16 protein-coding genes and 1 tRNA gene are annotated in these 15,624 nt (G+C 65.3%); 10 read left to right on the top strand and 7 right to left on the bottom strand.

Annotated elements, in window-relative coordinates; genetic code table 11:
* Positions 1-138: 138 nt before the first annotated feature.
* Positions 139-225, top strand: a complete 87-nt coding sequence (locus LRG10_RS13265) for a diacylglycerol kinase (RefSeq protein WP_201241715.1) — start codon at positions 139-141, stop codon at positions 223-225.
* Positions 226-770: 545 nt separating this feature from the next.
* Here the strand turns inward: LRG10_RS13265 and LRG10_RS08090 are convergent.
* Positions 771-2,054, bottom strand: a complete 1,284-nt coding sequence (locus LRG10_RS08090) for a bifunctional diguanylate cyclase/phosphodiesterase (protein ID WP_238635101.1) — start codon at positions 2,052-2,054, stop codon at positions 771-773.
* A 57-nt stretch (positions 2,055-2,111) separates the two neighbouring features.
* Entirely contained in the window at positions 2,112-2,693 is a 582-nt protein-coding gene (locus LRG10_RS08085) for a hypothetical protein (RefSeq protein ID WP_238635100.1), read from the bottom strand.
* Between the two features lie 333 nt (positions 2,694-3,026).
* Here LRG10_RS08085 and LRG10_RS13260 point away from each other — a divergent pair, with 333 nt between their 5' ends.
* The 9 genes from LRG10_RS13260 (at position 3,027) to LRG10_RS08040 (ending at position 11,911) form a co-directional block, all read left to right on the top strand.
* A complete protein-coding gene (locus tag LRG10_RS13260) occupies positions 3,027-4,271 on the top strand; it encodes a site-specific integrase (protein ID WP_238635099.1) in 1,245 nt (414 codons plus the stop codon).
* A 294-nt stretch (positions 4,272-4,565) separates the two neighbouring features.
* Positions 4,566-4,781, top strand: a complete 216-nt coding sequence (locus LRG10_RS08075; RefSeq protein WP_238635098.1) for a helix-turn-helix domain-containing protein — start codon at positions 4,566-4,568, stop codon at positions 4,779-4,781.
* 11 nt (positions 4,782-4,792) lie between these two features.
* The gene (locus tag LRG10_RS08070; RefSeq protein ID WP_238635097.1) at positions 4,793-7,372 is read left to right on the top strand and encodes a DUF3987 domain-containing protein; all 2,580 of its coding nucleotides are present in this window, start codon (positions 4,793-4,795) and stop codon (positions 7,370-7,372) included.
* 336 nt (positions 7,373-7,708) lie between these two features.
* Complete coding sequence (locus LRG10_RS08065) at positions 7,709-8,134, top strand: hypothetical protein (RefSeq protein ID WP_238635096.1); 426 nt, start codon at positions 7,709-7,711, stop codon at positions 8,132-8,134.
* Between the two features lie 638 nt (positions 8,135-8,772).
* Entirely contained in the window at positions 8,773-9,144 is a 372-nt protein-coding gene (locus LRG10_RS08060) for a hypothetical protein (protein ID WP_238635095.1), read from the top strand.
* Complete coding sequence (locus LRG10_RS08055; RefSeq protein ID WP_238635094.1) at positions 9,137-9,337, top strand: hypothetical protein; 201 nt, start codon at positions 9,137-9,139, stop codon at positions 9,335-9,337. Before LRG10_RS08060 ends, LRG10_RS08055 begins: the two co-directional genes overlap by 8 nt.
* A 1-nt stretch (position 9,338) precedes the next feature.
* Positions 9,339-9,596 carry a hypothetical protein gene (locus LRG10_RS08050; RefSeq protein WP_238635093.1) on the top strand — a complete coding sequence of 86 codons (258 nt, stop codon included), beginning with the start codon at positions 9,339-9,341 and terminating at the stop codon, positions 9,594-9,596.
* The gene (locus tag LRG10_RS08045) at positions 9,593-10,996 is read left to right on the top strand and encodes a terminase large subunit domain-containing protein (RefSeq protein WP_238635124.1); all 1,404 of its coding nucleotides are present in this window, start codon (positions 9,593-9,595) and stop codon (positions 10,994-10,996) included. The genes LRG10_RS08050 and LRG10_RS08045 overlap by 4 nt, the downstream gene beginning before the upstream one ends.
* 264 nt (positions 10,997-11,260) lie before the next feature.
* The gene (locus LRG10_RS08040) at positions 11,261-11,911 is read left to right on the top strand and encodes a hypothetical protein (RefSeq protein WP_238635092.1); all 651 of its coding nucleotides are present in this window, start codon (positions 11,261-11,263) and stop codon (positions 11,909-11,911) included.
* Between the two features lie 327 nt (positions 11,912-12,238).
* On the opposite strand, the gene LRG10_RS08035 is transcribed toward LRG10_RS08040, so the two are convergent.
* The 5 genes from LRG10_RS08035 to tolB form a co-directional block, all read right to left on the bottom strand.
* Positions 12,239-12,688: a hypothetical protein gene (locus LRG10_RS08035; protein WP_238635091.1), complete on the bottom strand. Its 450-nt coding sequence runs from the start codon at positions 12,686-12,688 to the stop codon at positions 12,239-12,241.
* Between the two features lie 102 nt (positions 12,689-12,790).
* Positions 12,791-12,866 (bottom strand) — tRNA-Lys (locus LRG10_RS08030).
* 52 nt (positions 12,867-12,918) lie between these two features.
* On the bottom strand, positions 12,919-13,659 hold the full coding sequence (gene ybgF / locus LRG10_RS08025) for a tol-pal system protein YbgF (RefSeq protein ID WP_238635090.1): 741 nt from the start codon (positions 13,657-13,659) through the stop codon (positions 12,919-12,921).
* Between the two features lie 15 nt (positions 13,660-13,674).
* Positions 13,675-14,292 (bottom strand): peptidoglycan-associated lipoprotein Pal, encoded by a 618-nt coding sequence (gene pal / locus LRG10_RS08020; protein ID WP_201172994.1) that lies wholly within the window; start codon positions 14,290-14,292, stop codon positions 13,675-13,677.
* 23 nt (positions 14,293-14,315) lie between these two features.
* Positions 14,316-15,623: a Tol-Pal system beta propeller repeat protein TolB gene (gene tolB / locus LRG10_RS08015; protein WP_201172991.1), complete on the bottom strand. Its 1,308-nt coding sequence runs from the start codon at positions 15,621-15,623 to the stop codon at positions 14,316-14,318.
* Position 15,624: the final 1 nt, after the last annotated feature.

The following is a 15,624-nucleotide window of genomic DNA, read 5'->3' as shown; positions in this document are numbered from 1 at the left end:
CTTGGCCGGCATCGATCAGGGTGTCCATCCGAAGGCTAAGGGTAACGCACTCGAAGCTGGGTGGGCATGACGGGGCGCTTTGCGAAGCCCCCGTCGCCGGCGTGGGGGCACCCGGGGTGATAGGGTGCCGCGCATGGTGTGCGGGCCAAGGATCTGGGGTCGGCAGCGGTGTTCGTGGCGATCGTCAATGCCGTCGCGCTTTGGCTGCTGGTGTTGCTTGGGTGAATCGCTGAGCCTCGTTCATGCGCACGCGAAGGCGTGCAGGGTTGGCGTGCCCGCTCGACGCAGAACCAGAACGGTTATTTCTGCACAGGCGATGCGAGACCCCGCTTAAGCCGCTGACATCTGGAGGCTTGTTCGCAAGGTACTGATTTTTGGCGTTTTGTGGGTGGGCAGTCTTTGTCCAATAGACCTCGAAGGCCCTCGCGGAGCGGGTTCGGCAGACTTTCTCCACACGGTTATCCACAGGTTCTGTGGAATCCTGGTCGACTCAGAGGCGAGGAGGCTGGGGGGGGGATGCCGGCACCGCTACGGCACAGTTTGTGGCATCCGGAGCAAGTTCCGCTTGTAGCAGGGCTTGCTCTGTTAGCGGCCCCGTCTACTGACCCTCCAAGATGGTGGTCATGGACAACAGGGGGTGACACGCCCGAGCGCACGCGGGGGAATGTGGTGGTTGTAGGCGGCAGCATGTCTCCGTGCAGCGGAAGGCCGCAGCCGGCTAACTGGCTGCGCTGCGCGCCTCGCGGGTGGTCCGCGAGGGCGCCGGCGGATCAGGCGGGAGCCGCCGCCCCGAGGCGCGGCCAGAGGTCGCCCGGCGGCATGGGCCGGGCGTAGTAGAAGCCCTGTGCCTGGTCCACCCCGTGCCGGCTTAGGGCCTCGGCCTCCGCAGCGGTCTCCACGCCCTCGGCGACGGTCTCCATGCCCAGGCTGGCGGCGATTCCCACGGTCGCCCTGACGATCCGGCCGGAGACGGGGTCATCGAGGAGGCCCTGGGTGAAGCTGCGGTTGATCTTGACCTGCTGCGCCGGCAGTTGCTGGAGGTAGAGTAGCGACGAGTAGCCGGTGCCGAAGTCGTCGATGGCGAACGGGGTCCCCTGCTCGGCGAGCGTGCGCATGGCCAGCGCCATGGGCTGGAGCTCCTCGCTGAAGCCGCGCTCGGTGATCTCCAGCTCCACCTGCGGCTGCGCCAGGCGGGCCTCGGCAAGCGCCTGCCGCAGCCGGGGCGCGAAGCGGGGCTCGAGCAGCTCCTGCGGGCTGATGTTCACGGCCACCGGCGGCACGGTGATCCCCTCAGCCATCCAGGCGCGGACCTGGCGGCAAACGGCCTGCAGGATCACCCCGGTGAGCTCCTCGATGCGCCCGGTGCGCTCGGCGAGGGGGATGAACTCGCCCGGCGAGATCCATCCGAGTTTCGGGTCGTGCCAGCGGGCGAGGGCCTCCATCCCGGTCATGTCGCCGGAGGCCAGGTCGAAGCGAGGCTGGTAGTGCGGCTCGATGCAGCCTTCGTCCAGCGCCTTGTCAAGGCGCTGGACGAGATGGATCTGCTCCGAGACCCCCAGCCGGCCGGTGCCGTTCTGGACCACCCGGACCCGGCCGGCGCCGCGCTGGTTGCCGGTGAGTAGGTGGAGGAGGCTGGTGAGCTCATCGAGGCGCTCGCCGTCATCGGGCGCCTGGACCACGCTAACGGCGACGGTGGGACGGATCTGCTCCATGCCGGTGGTGATCGGCTCCTGGAGCGCCGCCGCGGCGCTGGTGCCGATGGCCTCCGGATCGCAACCGGGGGCCGTGGCCGGCGCCCAGACCAGGAGCTCGTTGGCCTCCCAGTGCCCGAGGCTGGCCTGTTCCGGCAGAGCGGCCCGGAGCCGGGCAGCGGTGGCGGCGAGCAGCCGGTCTGCCGAGGCCGTCTGGCGACTGGCGCGCAGGCCGGCCGCATCCTCAAGGTAGATGCTCATCAGAGCGAGGGGAGCAGGGTGCTCCCCCTCAGCGGCGGCCTCGCAGAGATCTAGGCCGCGCACCTGCCTCAGGCGCTCCTCCTCGCTGATCTTCGTCTCCATGGCGGGTCTCGGCGTCTCTGCCTCGGTCGTGCCCTCAGTTTATGCCACACATGCTACTTAAAAAGGCTGGAGCGCGCCGCGCTCGGCATGGGCGCGTCTCTGGAGCGCCTCCCCCCGGGCGCTAAGCTCACGGGTTTGCTGCCGCAGCTCCTGCCAGCGTTGAGCGAGTTCGACGATGGCTTCCAGGTCCTGTGTCAGCTCCAGGGCTTCCTGTTGCAGCAGGGCCTGCTCATCCGGAAGTCCTCGCCCCTCGACGAACAGGGGCTCGCCCACGACGCCGCCGAAGGCTTCATGGCGCTCGTCGAGTTCCTGAGCCTGGTCGAGCAACGCCTTGGTATCGGCATGCAGGGCCCGCGCTTCGGTGATCAGATCTCGTACCTCCGCGCGGAAGCCCGGGGGCGCGATCCATGTCAGAGCTCTGGCTCGGGGTAGGTGCTCCCCGGCTTTATCCAGGCGCTCCGCCCGGGCTTCGAGCCAGCTGTCAAACTCCTCAATATCCTCCTCGGTCTCATCGCCGAGGACCATGCGCTCCACGCCGTAGCCGAGGTTTTCCCCAAGCCGTTCGACGGCGTAAAGGGAGCCGATCAGGCCTGCCCAGACGACAAGCAGGGTGGCTATGACCGTCAGTAGCGTTCGCATCCTGTCCTCGAGTGGCCGCTCTAGATGGGTCTTTTACGGATCCGCCGAATGCCGTGAGGCAATGCATGCCCATGAGGAAGTGGGCCGGTTTCCGGTGGCAGGCTGGGTTGCTGACTTGGGAGAGAGAAGGTGGTGGGCCGTGCAGGATTCGAACCTGCGACCAGCGGATTAAAAGTCCCTTTCCAGTCACCCCCAGAAACCGCGTCACACCCTCCCGCCTGTCCTAAAACCCTTGTCTGCCGGGCCTCGTAATTCCGAAGCGTTCCGACATTGACCCTCACTCTACCTGCGTTTATGCTGTGACTCAAGCGTGATGACACAGCGGGTGTGACTGTGACGGAGCTAACCGACAAGAAGGTGCGCGAAGCCGAGCCGCCGGCCAAGGGGCGGCGCATCATTTTCGACCGCCACCGCGAGGCCCCCAAGGGGTTTGGGTTGCGCATCAACGCCAGCGGGCGGCGTGGCTTTGTTCTGCGCTACCTGCACCACGGTCGGGACCGCCTGGTGAGCATCGGGGATTATCCGATCTGGACGCTCAAGGCCGCGCGAGAGCAGGCGGCGAAGATGCGCCGCGAGGTTGACGGCGGTACCGACCTGCTAGAAGAGCGCCGCCGCGAGCGCGCGGAACCCACGATGGATGACCTGCTGGACGAATACCTGAGCGTGCGCATGGGCGGGCTTTCATCGGCGCGGCGGGCTGCTGATATTTTCCGCTTGCACGTCCGCCCGGCCATTGGGCGCCGCCGCGTGAGCACGGTTCGCCGTGGCGACCTAGTGCCGATTATGGAACGGCAAGCGCAAGCGGGGAACGGGCGGCAAGCGGCGCTCACCCTGCAATACCTTCGCGCGGCGATGGATTTAGCGGTGGATCGTGAGTATATCCAAGGCAACCCCCTCGCCGGATTGAAACCTGGGCGCGTTCACCCGGCCATGAGGCCCAAAACCCGCAACCGCGTACTGTCCGAGGGTGAAATGCGCGGCCTGTGGAGCGTGACGCGCGCGCCTGGTATTGAGCCGCTTACGGCGCTGGCGCTGAAACTGGTTCTAATCACGGGGCAGCGTCCGGGCGAGGTTCTGGGGCTGCATGAATCAGAAATCAGCGGCGAGTGGTGGACCATTCCAGGTTCCCGGCGCGGCAAAACCGAAGACGACCACCGGGTGTATCTGACCGAAACGGCGCGCGAGCTAATCGCCAGGGCGCGGGAGCTTTCGCGGGATGAGGGGTACCTGTTCGCGTCCGCTCCACGGCGGCCAATTAGCGCCCAAGCCTTGAGCAAGGCCGCGAAGCGGGCAGCCGAGCCACTGGCCAATGAGGATGACCCGACCTGGGGCCACTGGCGTCCCCATGACCTTCGCCGCACCGCCCGGACCGGAATGGCCGCCGCTGGCGTTGCTGAGGTTGTAGCGGAATTGACCATCGGCCACACGCGAAAGGGAATCGCTGCGGTATATGATGCGCACCGCTACGAAAACGAAAAAGCGGCGGCGTTGCAGGCTTGGGAAAAGCGATTTTTTTACTTAATAGGCGGCGTGAAGAATGATGCGAAAGTGATTGATTTCCAAGGGGTTCAGAAATGACGGGCGGGAATCCGCGCGAGAATCGCGCACAAGGGGTGTTGATTTCGGAATTAGCAGATTGGTATATTCGCGGCAAGCTGGGTGCGACAAAACGCCAGGGTAACGGCACCACCCGTCACCCCGGCGTCGCACTTAGTGAAGCTTTGTAACTCCTGTACCACAAGCCGCACGGCGGCGGTTGTAGCTCGGGCGGTACCAGCGCCCGATTGATAAGGTAAGGGAAAGTGTAGTCACCGTCAACACCCCGCCCTTCCCTGGCCGCCGCTGTGCGCATGGAACCGATGAGGTTGAACCATGCGTAATGATAGCACGCCATACCGTGACCGCCCCATGACCACCCTTGAGGCGGCCGAGTACCTGTCCGTGACCCGTCGCACGATGGAGCGTTGGAGAAGCCAGCGCATCGGCCCCCGATGGGTTAAGCCGGGCGGGAAGTGCCTTTACCGGCGCTCCGACCTGGACGCCTGGCTTGAGCAGGCCGCCGTCGAACCCGTCGCAGAGCACGGGTAAGGGGGTGCGCCATGACTGCACAGACTATCGAGGCCCCGGACAGGGGACAGGAAGGGTGCGCCCGGCTCAAGGCTGACCGTGATGAGCTTCGCCGCTTCGTTCAAGCGATGCTCTGCAACGCCACGGAGGGGCATATCAGCCTCCGGGCTTTTGACGGTAACGACAAGCCTGCTGGGCGCTGGCGTTCGCCTCATGTTGGCGACCTGGGCGCGGTAGCCGAACAAGCTGCCGAGCTTGCCGAGGCCGTGGCCAATGAGAGCGACAGCGCCGTGTTTTGCCCGCCTGTGGCGACGTTTAAGACCGAACACGGGGCCAGCGAGGGGAACCTCTGCCAAGGCGTGGCCTTATCGGTGGACTTGGACGAAAACGACCCGGCCAAGGGCGCCGAGCTGCTGCAACGCGCTTTGGGCGAGAGTACGCAGGACGTGGCCAGCGGCGGCGAATGGATCGACCCGGCAACCGGGGAGATTCAGCCGAAACGGCATCTGCATTGGCGTCTGACCGAACCGGCCACCACGCCGGAGGAACATGCCGAGCTAAAGCGGCTGCGTAGGTTAGCCGTGGCGCTCACCGGTGGCGATGGATCAGCCGCCCCTTTGGTCCACCCGCTCCGGTGGCCCGGCTCCTGGCATCTGAAAGGCGAGCCCCGGCAATGCCGCGTTATCGGCGGCAACCCTGAGCGGGAAATCAGCCTGCAGGACGCCGCAGAATGGCTAGACGCCGCCGCTGAGCTGCAGGGTATAGACCCGTCCGGGTTCAAGCCCAAAGCCGCTGAGAAGGCCACACAGGGCGCACCGCAAGGCGGCGGCGACTTGCTCCGGGTGGCCAAACTGCTAAATGAAATCCCGAACGATGAACGCCACTACGACGACTGGTTGAAGGTCGGCATGGCGGTTCACCACGAAACGGGCGGCAGTAGTGCCGGGCTCGCCTTGTGGGAAGCCTGGAGCATGAAAGCGTCGAAGCATGACCCGGCGCAGATGGTGAAAAAGTGGCAATCGTTCAGCCAGCGGGAAGGCGGCTACACCCTCGGCACGCTTGTCCACATGGCCCAGGAGGCGGAAACGCGCCGCGCGCTGGAGTCCGCAGACGATGACGGCGTATGGCCTGAACCGGCGGATATTTTCTCCAGTGCGCCCGTGCCGCCCTTTCCTAGTCATGTTCTGCCGGAATCATGGCAACGCCATACCAACGCGCTTTCCCTTGGCTCCGGTTTTGATGCGGGCGCGTATCAATTCACGATGATGGTCCATGCGGGCTGCATGTTGGATCATCGCGTGCGCGTTCGCATCAATGGGCAATGGAAGCAACCGCCTTTCCATTGGGCGGCCCTTGTGGACGATTCCGGCGGCGGGAAAAGCCCCGTTCTGAACGCAGCCGGTGCGCCCGCTATGAGCTATTACAGCGAGGTTTCGCGACAGTCCGCGCGGGCCTATGCCGATTGGGCGCAACGGGCAGCCGAGGCGAAGAAAGGCGAGGAACCGCCCCGGCCTGCATGGAAGCAACGCCACGCGGACGATACCACCGTAGAAGGCATGTCCGACCTTGTGGCGGAAAACCCGGAAGGCGTAACGCTGGCGTTGGATGAGCTTACCGGCTGGCTTGGCCGGATGGATGCTTACAGCAACAGCGGCAGCGCGTCGAAAGACCGCCCGGCGTGGATCGACGCATGGGGCGGCAGGGAAGACAAGCCGATCAACCGAGCCTCGCGGAAGACGGTGATCGTCCCGCATTGGGCCGCCGGCGTGATCGGTGCCATACAGCCGGACATCCTGGCCAATCAGTTCAAGAAGGGCCAGGGCAGCGGCGATGGACTCCTGCAGCGGTTCATGCTCTACAAAATGCGCCCTGCAGGCGATCCCGACCTGTTGGCCGAGCACGACGTAATGGCCCAGGCGAACGCCTCGCGCGTCTTCCATACGCTCGCAGACATGGCACAAAACCACGTTGACGGGCCGCCGGAGTTCTCCCTGTCGCGCGATGCCGTGGGGCTCCTCCAGGAATACCTAACGGCAATCCGCACGATTGTCGAGCGGTCCAATTCCGTCCGGTTCCGCGAGCACGTCAACAAGTTTCCCGCCTTCGCCGCCCGCGTGGCGCTCACGCTGCATTACATCCACGCGGCAGCGGCGGAGCGGGAGCCGTCTGAGGTGATCGGCGCGGAGACCATGCGGCACGCCCTGGACGTGATGCGGGTTCTCTACCGCCATTCAGAAGCCGTCTACGCGGTGATGGACAACGCCTCCAGTGAGGCGCAAACCCTAGCCCGTTCCGCCGCTGAGGCGATTCTCGCCAACAAGTGGAAGACGGTGAAGCGTGGCGATTTGACCCGACAGGCCACCGGCTGGCGTGGCGCTGACGCCCGCGATAGCGAGGCCGCCGTGGATCTACTTGTCGAGCTTGGATGGTGGTGGGACCGAACCGAGGAACCCAAGAAGCGCCGGGGCCGCCGTTCTGACGGGTACTGGATCGTGAACCCGCTGGTACATGAGCGGTTCCAGACCGAAGGCGAGCGGATCAAGGCCGCCCGCGAGGAACGCCGCCGGGCCATTGAGCACGCGGCGGCAGAGCGGAGGGCGGAAAAGTTGTAAAAGTTGTAGCCGCTCCACGGGGGGCGGCGTCGTGAAAGCCCCGTCATACGGGGCTTCGCGAATTAGTTGTAAAAGTTGTATGCGCGTACGCGAGGGGAGGAGGTTACAAGCGTCCCTATCATCCTTCTGTACTCGCGTACGCACATACAAGAAATACAACTAATTCCAGACCGCCCCGGTGGAGCGCGTAACTTCCTGTATTTGCTGGCCTTGCGCCTAGCGCCTTTGTGCAGATTCGCGACGCGCCGCTGCAACTTTTACAACAAAAGGCGCTAGGGCATAGGTTGAGGCTATAGGCGAGAACCAATCCATTAACGCAACTGATGAGGTAGAGCGATGCGCAGTAAGGTGAAGCGGTTTCGATCAGAGAAGGTGACGCCCGCGAGCGGCGTTGACGTTGAGCAGGTCATGGCCGACCGGGAGCGGGTGCAAGGGCTCGCGCGGTCGATCTATACCGATTTGAGCAGGGCGCGGTTCATGTACCTAGAGCGCCCCGGCGGTCGGTCCACGGCTGAAGCGTTGAGCCTAGCCGCTGAGCGCGTGGGTTCCGCCCGCCGCCAGTTGGATGAGCTTTACGGCGTACTGCGCAGCGGTCGCGTCCGGGCGGGATCGGCCATTGAGCGGTGGGCATATGGCCATGCACAGGACGCGGTGAACATTCTCGCGGCCAACATCAAAGACGACGCCGGGGCGGAGCATTGGGAAGTGCTGGACGCGGTGCGGGATCGTTTGGCCGGATGGCACCAGGAGGCGCGGCAATGAATAACGGGCAATCGTGGCTTGTGATCGACCTAGAAACCGGGGCGCAGGATGGGTTCTACAAAGAGCGCGACGACGCCGAGGGAGTGCGCGAAAGGCTGGCAGAGCAGTACCCCGGCCAATGGCTAGTCGTTAGCGCGGATTGGAACCGGAACCCGAAGTGCCGCATTCCAGACCATATGTTCTGGACCCAGCGGCTGGGGCTACGGTAAGCCCCCATCACAAAGGGGGTCCGGTGTTTCACCGGGGCCGCCTAATTGTGGGAACCGTCCATATTTGTCCGGTTTCCTGAGAGTGCCCCGAGCCGAGGCGCTTGCCGCCGTGCAAATGACCGGCTATGGGACATTATGGGCAAGGGGGGATTTTCCCCCTTGCTGCCTACCCGACGCCAAAAGTGGCGCCGGGAGGCATCGTTCACGCCGCGAACAAAAACGCCCCCTCCGCCGAGCCGTACCCTCCCGCCGTCACACCCGCTGAACCGCCCCGATAGCGCCGTCGCCCACCCTTGCCCGGAACGTGTCGGAAAACTGGTAAGGGATATGTAATCCCTTGCGTATTGCACACAAACCCCTGAAAAGCGGACAATAATGGTCAACGGGCGGCAAAATCGTCCCGAAACAGTCACAACATAGCGGCCTGAAATGAGCGAGAAGCTAAGAGAAGTGCCCCAACAATTCGCCCAGGACTGGATTCAGAAACTCGACGGGCGAACGAAGCTGGCCCAAGCGGTTCGGCAGCGGCTTGACGCGCTCCAGGCTGACCTGGGCGGGCCTGGGGCTCTGAGCTATCAGGAACGCTCGCTGTGCCGCCGTGCGCTGTGGCTAGAAGCGCTGATTGAGCAACGCGAGGCCGCCCTTGCCCGTGGCGAGCCAATCGACGAAGGCAGCCACACGCAAAGCATCAACGCGCTCATGGGCGTCTGGAAGGCCCTGGGGCTAAAGCGCCGCAGCCGTGACGTGCCTGACCTGCAGACGTACCTAGCGCAGCAATACGGAGAGCCCCGCGATGGATGAGGAACGGAAACAGATGGAACACGCCCTGAACGTCCATAGGGCGCTGGTTCAGGCCGATGAGCAGCTACGCGCGGCGCTGATTGAGGCCGCCCGCTGCGAGGCGCCGGGTTGGGCGGAAAAGATTAGCGCCGCCCTAGGGAAGCTGTATGGCCCCATCAAAGAAACTCGCTACCGCGCCCGGATGGACGGCTGACATGAGCCTGAACCGGATGGCAGCCCGCGATTACGCCCAGACCACGCGCGTCCCGCGCCCCAAGCGCACGGCGTGGACCTCGCTGGCGGTGCTGCGTCCGGGTGACGTGATTGTGTTCGACGGCTCGCTGTTCCGGGTGCATGAAAACGATTGGCCGCACGGTCCCGTGAAGGTTGGCGCTCTGGTCGCGCGGGATGCCCACCTGAAAATCCACCTGCAGGACCGCCGCCAGGTGGAGCGCGTGGAGGCGTGGACATGACCGCCCCGGCTCGCGTTGACCCCATCACGGCGCTGACGGATGACGCCCTGCTGGCCCCGATGCTGCCCGGCGTCCATGACGGCACCTGGGATGCCTGGCTGGCGGTGGTGAAGGCGCTCTACGCGCTGCCCATGTCCGACGATGAGCGGGCCACCGTTCGCAAGCTGACAGGCCGTGAGCCGCCCACAGAGGCGCTGAGAGCGGCGCTTGCGCTGTGCGGTAGGCGGGCAGGGAAAACGGCCATAAGCGCCGCTCTGACGCTGTACGAAACCGCTCTGAGGGATTGGGAGGGGTTCGGCTCGCCGGGTGAGCGCATCGTTGGCGCGATGGTCGCAGCCGACAAGCGGCAGGCCAGCCAGGCCCTTCGGTACATCCGCGGCGGCCTGGAGAAATCACCGCTACTTAGCAGCTTAGTAGAGCGAGAGTTAAGCGAGTCAATAGAGCTTAACAACGGAACCGAGATAACCGTGATGACGGCGAGCCACCGCACAATCCGGGGGCGAAGTTTCGCGGTCCTGGTAGCGGATGAGCTGTGCCACTGGCACCAGGATGGCGCCTCCCCCGATGCCGAAGTGTTACGCGCCGCTGAACCCGCCCTGAGTCTCACGGATGGCCTGCTGCTGATGATTAGCACGCCGCACAAGCGGGACGGAGCGGCTTACCGGCGCTGGAAGCGGCACCACGGCAAAGAGGGTGCCCCGCTGCTGAGTGTGCAGGCGGAAAGCCGCGTGCTGAACCCGAACCTGAGCCAGTCGGTGGTGGATGAGGCACTGGCCGAGGATGAGGCCGCCGCCCGCGCTGAGTACCTGGCCGAGTGGCGTGATGACGTGGCGAGCTTCCTACCCCGCCCGATGATTGAGGCCGTGGTGCCGGATGGCGTAACCGAGCGCCCGAAGGAAAGCGGCGTTAAGTACCGGGCAGGCGTCGATGTTTCAGGCGGTGCGAATGATTCCTTCACCTGGGCGGTGGCTCACACCACGGATGACGGCGTGGACGTTCTCGACATGGTGCGAGAAGTAAAACCGCCGTTTTCACCGCAAGCCGTGGTTTCGCAATGCGCGAGAGATTTAGCCCGTTACGGTGTCAGAGAAGTAAAGGGCGATAGATACGGCGCGGAATGGATTAGAGAGGCTTTCACCCGCGCGGGGATTCGATACATCACGGCAGAGCAAAATCGCAGCGAGTTATATCTTGATTTGCTGCCGAGAATTGCAGGGCAAAAAGCGGATTTACTCGACAATGAACGGCTTGTAAATCAGCTTTGCAACCTGGAGCGCCGCGCCCGCAGTAATGGGCCTGATAGCGTGGACCACCCGAGAGCCGGGGCGGATGACGTGGCAAACGCGGCGGCGCAGGCTTTGATTTGGAAAAAGGGCACTAAGCGTGCAGGTGTTTTTTAAGCAACCGGAGGAAATGAAAATGCAGCGGCTTTTTGTGAATAACCGAGTTTCCCAAGTGAACCGCAATAACCCGAACCCGCGCGAATTGAAAGGCGGGCTAAACGATGCCGTCAACGCTATGAGCCAACGGCCTACCACCACTGAAACCGTAAAGCGGCGGTGTGAGCCGTGTGAGCAGCGGGCGAACCAGTCGGCAGAGCAGTACATGGCGAATCCGTTGAGCACTACCGAAATGGCGCAAGCGAAGGCGAGAGGGGCGAAGCGATGAGCGAAACGGAAACCGTAGACCTGCTGGCGATGGAGCCGAGCCAATGGAAAGGCCACCACCCCAGCGAGGCCGATTTGCAAGGCGAGCACGGGCGCCTGGCCCGCGATGAGGCGCTGCGCAAGGCTGACCATATCCGTGAGCAGTTCGAAGGCGTCAACGGCGTCACCAGCCGTGTGCCGCGCCAGCGGGGCGAGACTGACCAACAATATATCGACAGGCTTTATGGCACCAGCGACGGCGGCAAGCTGCTGTGGTACTGGCACGCCCTAAAGCATCACGCCGCCAAGCTGGACCAGGAAGCCGAAGCAAAGCGCGAGGCTGCCGAGGCCGCCAGCAAGGCGAAGCATGAAAGCGCCCTGGCTGACTACCGCGCCCGGAAAGCGGAAATGGAAGCGGTGGTCGAAGCTGGCGCCGATGCCGAGGCGTGGCTTGTGGAGCTGTACCACCGCCTTGAGGCCGCCGCGAAGGCCCGCAAGGCCCGGAGCCGCGTCGGCACGATGCACAATCGCGCCGCGAAGGCCGCTGAGGCCCTGGGCAAGCAAGCCCCGGCACAGCCGAAGGTTGGCGAAACCCCCGACGAAGTGGACGCCATGCTGCGGCGCTTGGCAGGCAGTGACCTGGTGGGGCGGATGACAAAAGACCTGTAACACTTGCCCCGGTCCGCCGCGCACCGGGCCTCGAAAGCGCGGCACCTCCCCCTGCTGGCCCACCGTGAGCCAGCGGCGTGAAATCACGGGAGCCGCCGCCGGTGCCTGTCTCTTCCCCTGGGGCATCGGCGGCGGCGTTTTTTCTGTCAGGCAGCCGTGTTGCTCTGACGCTCTACCGCCTCACGGTCTACGGCTGGCCCGGTGGCCTGTTCCGGGTGCTCCGGGCATGTTGCCCATGCCATCGGGTAGCCAGCCACACGGCCAAACATCGGCCGTTCCCACGTCCCACGGCGTCCACAGGGGCAGTGCCCCGGCTCCGGTAACGCATCATCCCTGCGCATCGTCCACCCCTCCCTGTTGGCTTTCCTTCGCCTCACGTCGCGCCGCCGCCCGCTCCAGCGCGGCCAACGCTTCACGCGCCCTGTCAAAGTCGCGCCGGCCCTCTTCGGCGTCCGGGTTCAGCTTATACCGCACGCAAAACTGGCGATAGTCATTGCGGCTAACTGCGTTTTTGCTCCCGTGTGGCGGTTCAGGGGTATCGCCTCGACTTGGGGCGGTGTGGCACCGCTCCAGTTCCTCCACGATAGCGTCCCGCACGTCACGGTCGTCACCGTCGCCCGGTAGTTCATCGCTGGCGGGCGTCTGGCGTGCGATGCCCCACGCGGGCACGGTGCCGCTTGTGACCCAATAGCCAGACCAGCCAGGGCCGCTAACGTGAGCGCCGTAGGTGAGACCCGCGACGGTGCGGTGCTCGGGGATTCTTGTTTGTAGGTGCATAGCGCATCCCTCCCGCTGTGATGGAAGCCGGGCGGGTGGGACGCTGCTGTGACTCTGGGGCGGGGCGCTTAGGCGGCGAGTGCCGTAAAGCGTTGTTTTGACTGGTGGGCCGTGCAGGATTCGAACCTGCGACCAGCGGATTAAAAGTCCGATGCTCTACCAGCTGAGCTAACGGCCCCGAGAAGCCCACATTTTAACCAAGCCGCCGGCGGTAGGGAAGCGCCCGGCGGCTATTCGTCGTCGGACATCAGACGGCGAATCTCCGCGACCCGCTGCTGAGCCAGGTTGGCGGCAGTGGTATCCGGGTGGTCTGCCTGCACCGCCTCGAGCTTCTCGCGGGCGTCCTCCAGTCGATCCTCCTCGAAGGCGATGTAGCCGAGCTTCAGGCGGGCGTCCGGCACCTTGTCGCTGTCGCCGTAGTCGTCGATCACCCGTTCGAAGTGCTCGCCGGCGGCCTCGAAGTCGCGCTCGGCGTAGTACGTCTCGGCGATCCAGTAGACGGCGTTGGCGGCGTAGTCGCTGTCCGGGTCGGCGTCGAGGACGTCACGAAAGCCTTCGCGGGCGTCCTCGTAGAGGCCGTCGCCGAGCTGGCGGAAGGCCGCCTGGTAGAGTTCCCCGGCGTCGGCGTCCTCTTCGCTGGCCTCGCTGTCCGGGCCGTCGAGGTCGGGGATGGGGACCTGCTCCTGCTCCTGGGCCAGCCCGCGCTCCTGAAGCTCGCGCAGCCGGTCGTCCAGGTCGGCGTAGTGTTCGCGCTGGCGTTCCTGGAGTCGGCGGACCTGGCGGTCGAGGCTCTCGATATCGCCCCGCAGCTCGCGGTTTTCCTGCTTGATGCGCTCGACGTCGCGGACCAGTTCGGCCAGTCCGCGTCCGTCGAGCAGGTCCTCGAGGCGGTCGAGGCGCTGCTCGACGTCCTCGGCCACGGCAGGCGCGGCGAAGGCCAGAAGTACGGTGATGGTGGCGATCTTTCGCATAGCCGGTGTACCGCGTTAGCGCTCGTAGAGCAGCTCCGCGCGGCGGTTTTCCGCCCACGCGTCTTCGTTGGATTCGTCGATCAGCGGGTCTTCCTCGCCGTAGCTGACCACCTCGAGCTGGTCCGAGCGGGCCCCGTTGGCGCGCAGGAGCCGTTCGACCGCCTCGGCGCGCCGCTCGCCCAGGGCCAGATTGTACTCCCGCGAGCCGCGCTCGTCGGTATGGCCCTCGATGGTCATCCGCTCGTCGGGGTGTTCGCGCAGGAACTCGGCATGGGCCTCGAGGACCGGTATGTCCTCGTCGCGGATGTCGCTGGAGTCGAAGGCGAAGTGCACGCGCCGGGTCGCCAGCGGGCTGTCGGGCTCATCCAGGACGGCGGCGTCCAGCGGGTCGTCGGGGTCCAGCCCCTCGGCGCGTGCCCGCTCCAGGCGTTCTTCGTCGGCATCGCTCGGGTCTTCCAGGGCCTCGGCCTCGGTCGGATCGAAGTCTTCCGTTTCCAGTTCGGTCTCTTCGCCGGGTGCGGTCTCCGGGTCCTCGATCCAGTGGGCGCAGCCGGCCAGCAGGGCCAGGCTGGCTGCCAGCCCCAGGGTGCGCAGGGGGCGGAGCGCGACGTTTCGGTGGCTTCTGGCGGTCATGGTGTCTCGTCCTCGCAGGTGGTTTACCAGGCCGGTTCGCGTACGCGGGTATCCGGTCGTTCGGTGGACTCCAGTGGGGCCACCGCGCCGCCGATGACCGAGGCTGTGGCCAGTCGCTGCCCCTCGGTGCCGCCAGCGGTGTAGATGACCAGGTCACCGTTGGGGGCGAAGCTCGGCGATTCGTCGGCCGGCCCGTCGCTGATGATCTGCACCGCCTCGGTCTCCAGATCCTGCAGGGCGATATAGTACTGCCCGTCGTGGCGGTGAACCATGGCCATCCGCTCACCGTCGGGTGAGATGCTCGGCCGGGCGTTGTACGCCCCCTCATAGGTAACCCGTTCCGTCTCGCCGCCATCCGGCGTGGTGCGGTAGATCTGTGGCCGTCCGCCCCGGTCGGAGGTGAAGTAGATCCACTCGCCGTCGGGGCTCCAGGTGGCCTCGGTGTCGATGGCCCAGTGGTCGGTGACGGGGCGGACCTCACCGCTGGCCAGGTCGATCAGGTAGATGTTGGCGGCGCCGTCGCGCGACAGGGTGACCGCCAGCCGGTCGCCGTCCGGTGACCAGGCCGGGGCGCTGTTGATCCCGCGGAAGCTGGCTACCTGCTCGCGCTCTCCGGTGCGGATCTCCTGGACGAAAACCTCCGAGCGGCGGCCTTCAAAGGAGACGTAAGCCAGGCGGTCCCGCGACGGTGACCAGGCGGGCGAGAGCAGTGGCTCATCGGAGGTCAGGATGGTCTGTGGCCGGTGTCCGTCGGAATCGGCTACCACCAGTCGATGTTGCCGGCCCTCGCCGTCCTCGCGCTGCTCGACTGCGACGTAGGCGATCCGCTTGGTGAAGGTGCCCGGGCGGTCGGTGATCGCCTCGTAGATGCGGTCGGAGATGGTGTGGGCCAGGGTGCGCAGGTGGCGCTCTTCGGCGCGGTAGCGCCGGCCGTCGGTCCGCTGTCCCTGGAAGGCGTCAAGGAGTTCGAAGCGCACCTCGTAACGGCCGTCGGTGGCATTATCGATGCCGCCGACCACCAGATGGTCCACGCCTTGGGCGCGCCAGGTGGAGAAGCGCACGTCCTCCATGCGCCCCGGGGTGGCCACCAGGTCGTCCTCCGGCAGGACGTCGAAGCGGCCGGTGCGGGCGAGGTTGGCGGTGATGATCGGGGCGATCCCGGTCTCCGGGTCGGCGCCATCGGCGCGCTGGAACGGCACGACGGCGATGGGGGTGGCGCCCTCGATGCCGCCGATGATGTCGATCACCACGTCATCGGCGCTGGCCTGCCCGGGCAGCATCAGCAGGGCTGCCAGGTACACGGTGCTCCATACTCGGTTCAGTCGCGTCACG

This window comes from Halorhodospira sp. 9628, assembly GCF_022228075.1.
Taxonomy (GTDB): Bacteria; Pseudomonadota; Gammaproteobacteria; order Nitrococcales; family Halorhodospiraceae; genus Halorhodospira; species Halorhodospira halophila_A.
Note: the sequence above shows the minus strand (reverse complement) of the source record. Positions and strands in the feature narration are given on the sequence as shown.